General features: G+C 39.1%; 1 pseudogene. It reads right to left on the bottom strand.

The features are described 5' to 3' along the window. Positions 1-205 (bottom strand): annotated as a pseudogene (locus tag RRF55_RS27640) (glutathione peroxidase); the annotation flags it as partial. Positions 206-243 lie beyond the last annotated feature (38 nt).

Below are 243 nucleotides of genomic sequence, written 5' to 3'. Positions count from 1 at the left end.
CCCCAAACTGATTACAAGGGAAGCCTAACACCTCAAACCCTTGTGCATGATATTGCTCATAAATTTTTTCTAGTCCAGCAAATTGCGGTGTAAAACCACATTTACTGGCCGTATTGACGATGAGCAACACTTCGCCCTCATAGTCAGCAAAGGATTTATTTTTTCCATCTAACAATTCCGCTTCAAACTGATAAATGTTGGTCATGGATAAGTATCCTCATCACTTTTTTCTTGTGTTTCTAG

Origin of the sequence: Klebsiella sp. K47 (assembly GCF_051858335.1) — a bacterium.
GTDB lineage: Bacteria > Pseudomonadota > Gammaproteobacteria > Enterobacterales > Enterobacteriaceae > Klebsiella > Klebsiella pneumoniae.
Note: the sequence above shows the minus strand (reverse complement) of the source record. Positions and strands in the feature narration are given on the sequence as shown.